Source organism: Frankia tisae (genome assembly GCF_025403405.1).
Lineage (GTDB): Bacteria > Actinomycetota > Actinomycetes > Frankiales > Frankiaceae > Frankia > Frankia tisai.
Genome location: NZ_JANEZT010000562.1, coordinates 1 through 2,826, shown reverse-complemented (window position 1 = coordinate 2,826; position 2,826 = coordinate 1). Strand labels below are relative to the sequence as shown.

Below are 2,826 nucleotides of genomic sequence, written 5' to 3'. Positions count from 1 at the left end.
GCCCGCCGGCGCGGCCGGGGCGTCCACCACCAGCCGCCCGCCACCGCCGGTCCGCAAATCGTCGACCGGCCCGCAGACGACCATCCGGCCCGCCTGCACGATCCCGACCCGATCACACAACCGCTCGACGAGGTCGAGCTGATGGCTGGAGAACACCACCGGCACCCCCGCCGCGCGCCGCTCCCGCAGCACCTCGCTCATCACGTCGACCGCGACCGGGTCCAACCCCGAGAACGGCTCGTCGAGCACCAGGGCGACCGGATCGTGCACGAGCGCCGCGGCGAGCTGGACCCGCTGCTGGTTACCGAGGCTGAGCCTCTGCACCTCGTCGTCGCGCCGCGCGGCCACGCCGAGCCGCTCCGTCCACCGCGCCACCGCCCGGCGTGCGGCCACCGGCCTCAGGCCGTGCAACTGGGCGAGGTAGTGCAGCTGCTCGGCGACCTTCATCTTCGGGTACAGCCCGCGCTCCTCGGGCATGTACCCGATCCGCCGGCGCATGCGCAGGGTCAGCGGCGCCCCGTCGTAGCGGACCTGGCCGGCGTCGGCGGTGAGCACACCGAGGATGATCCGCATCGTCGTCGTCTTGCCGGCGCCGTTGCTGCCGACGAACCCGAACAGCTCGCCGGCCCGCACCTCGAACGACATCGCGTCAAGCGCCACGATGTCGCCGTAGCGCTTGGACACGGCGTCGACCTCCAACCGTCCGTCGCCCATCAGCACCGCCCTCCCACTCGGTCATCGCCCCCGATCCTTGCGTGATCGTGGTTGGTTGTCAGGTGAGTGGTGGGGTGTTTTTTCTTGATCGAATTTGAGGGATCGTCTTCGTCAACACCGTTGATTATCTTGTGAGGTGAAGGCGTGGGCGTAGTCGCTGACCGTCCTGCCGCCGGCCAGCGCGACGCGGTCGTCGATGACGATGTAGGGCACACCGGTCGCACCCCGGTCGAGTGCTTCTTCACGGTCGCGTGCCACCTCGGCCTCGAAGCGGTTGCCGGACAGCACGTCCGACACCTCGCCCGCGTCCATGCCACCGGCCACGGCCGATCTGGTGAGCTCCGCGGGATCGAACGGGTTGATGGTTCCGCCGAAATAGCCTCGCTGGAGCTGGGCGAACCAGGACGCTTCCAGCCCGTGGGTCCTGGCGAGCTGCAGGACGCGCAGGACATCGTGGGTGTTGGAGGCAAGCCGGTCCGTCGTGAACGGCAGGCCCACCTCGTGCGCGAGGCCGGCGACCCAGCTCTCGGCAGCGATGGCGTCGTCGACGGTGCCGCCGTGCTTCCTCACGAAGATCTTCGGGATGGAGATCGTCGTGGTCCTGGAACCCGGGTCCAGTTCGAACGCGTGAAGCCGCAGGTCCAACGCGGCGTCCATCTTCGCCCGCTCGAACCCGAGCTCCAGGCGACGACGCCCCACGTAGCCCCACGGGCATCCGAGGTCGGTCCACATGTCGACGCGCACCGTTCGCATATCGGCTCCCTTCCTATGTGGGGAACTCCCCCCACATAGGACGTTACCATGAAGTGGGGAAGATCGTCCGTTTAGGTTAGGATGGACGCATGACCACTGGCGGCAGCAGCCCGAGCAAGCCGCTGCGGGCCGACGCGGAACGCAACCGGTCCGCCATCCTGGCCGCCGCGGCGCGGCTGCTGGCCAAGAACGGCCTGTCGGTGTCACTGGACGACGTGGCCGCAGAGGCCGGAGTCGGAAGCGCGACCATCTACCGGCGCTTCAGCAGCAGAGACAAGCTCGCCTCGGACGTCCTCGGGCAACAGATGGCCGAGTACGTCGCCCGGACCGAAGCAGACCTGGCCCGGTCCCAGCACGACCCGTGGGGGGCCCTGACGTCGTACACCCACTTCGTGGTGGAACGCCAGATCGCCGACCGCGCCTTCGCCGAGGTCCTCTCCTCCCCCGGGCTGGGCACCGCCGCGCTTCGAGAAGATCTCGATCGGACCCATCGAGACCTGCAGGCCATCGTTCAGAACGCGCTGGACGCCAAGGTTGTGCGACCGGACATGCACTGCAGCGACCTGCTCATGCTCTTCCGCGCGGTCAACGGCCTCATCGCCGCTGACGCCGAAGTGGCCGCGGAGGCGTGGCCACGGCTCGTGGCCACCTTCCTCGCGGCCTGGAGGAGCGACGGTCCTCCGCTGCCGCCGGTGCCCGCGGTGTGGGATCAGACAGAGGCCTAACCCGGGTCCTTCAACGGGCGGCTCGCTCCCGGCCGGTTCGGCGTTTTCGGGGTCGCCTCCGTGACCGGATCACCCGGGCGTGGGAGCGCGGTCGGCGACGAGGATGCGGCCGTTGCGCAGCGAGCGGCGGTGCTGGATCGGGGTGTCGAGGCGCCGGGCGAGGGTCAGCAGGGAGTCGTCCCGGGCGACCGCGAAGCCGCGGGCGCCGACGGCGCGGCGCATGGCCCCCGGCGTCCACACCGAGCGGTTCGGCTCCCGGGCCATCGGATTCGGCTGCCGGGACAGGGCGCTGAGCAGGCGTGCCGCCCAGCGGCCGAGCGGCGCGGACGGCGCCGGGGTGTGATAGTGCACGATCAGGCGGCTCCCCGGGGCGGAACGGTCCCCGATGATCCGCAGCGTCCGGGCGGCCTCGCCGCGGGTCAGGTAGGGGACGACGCCCTCCCAGATCCAGATCGTCGGGAGCGACCGGCGGTGGCCCGCGGCGGCCAGCGCCGCGGCGAGGTCGTCCCGGCTGAAGTCCACGGGCACGAAGCACGGCGGCGCCCCCGCCACCAGCTCGCCGGCCCGGTCCCGCTTGTCGCGCTGCGACGCCGGATGGTCGACCTCGAACACCGGCGTCGCGGCGAGTTCCACC

Annotated in this window: 4 protein-coding genes; 1 reads left to right on the top strand and 3 read right to left on the bottom strand. The window is 70.8% G+C overall.

The window, feature by feature from the left end; all coding sequences use genetic code 11:
• Both NBZ85_RS29840 and NBZ85_RS29835 read right to left on the bottom strand, forming a co-directional pair.
• The coding region (locus NBZ85_RS29840) for an ABC transporter ATP-binding protein (protein ID WP_261563274.1) at positions 1–714 on the bottom strand (714 nt) is incomplete at its 3' end.
• Positions 715–825: 111 nt separating this feature from the next.
• Positions 826–1,467 carry a DsbA family oxidoreductase gene (locus tag NBZ85_RS29835; protein WP_261559842.1) on the bottom strand — a complete coding sequence of 214 codons (642 nt, stop codon included), beginning with the start codon at positions 1,465–1,467 and terminating at the stop codon, positions 826–828.
• An 89-nt stretch (positions 1,468–1,556) separates the two neighbouring features.
• Between NBZ85_RS29835 and NBZ85_RS29830 the strand changes: the two genes are divergently transcribed.
• A complete protein-coding gene (locus tag NBZ85_RS29830; protein WP_261559841.1) occupies positions 1,557–2,192 on the top strand; it encodes a TetR/AcrR family transcriptional regulator in 636 nt (211 codons plus the stop codon).
• 69 nt (positions 2,193–2,261) lie between these two features.
• On the opposite strand, the gene NBZ85_RS29825 is transcribed toward NBZ85_RS29830, so the two are convergent.
• On the bottom strand, positions 2,262–2,826 hold a 565-nt coding region (locus NBZ85_RS29825), incomplete at its 5' end, for a class I SAM-dependent methyltransferase (RefSeq protein ID WP_261563272.1).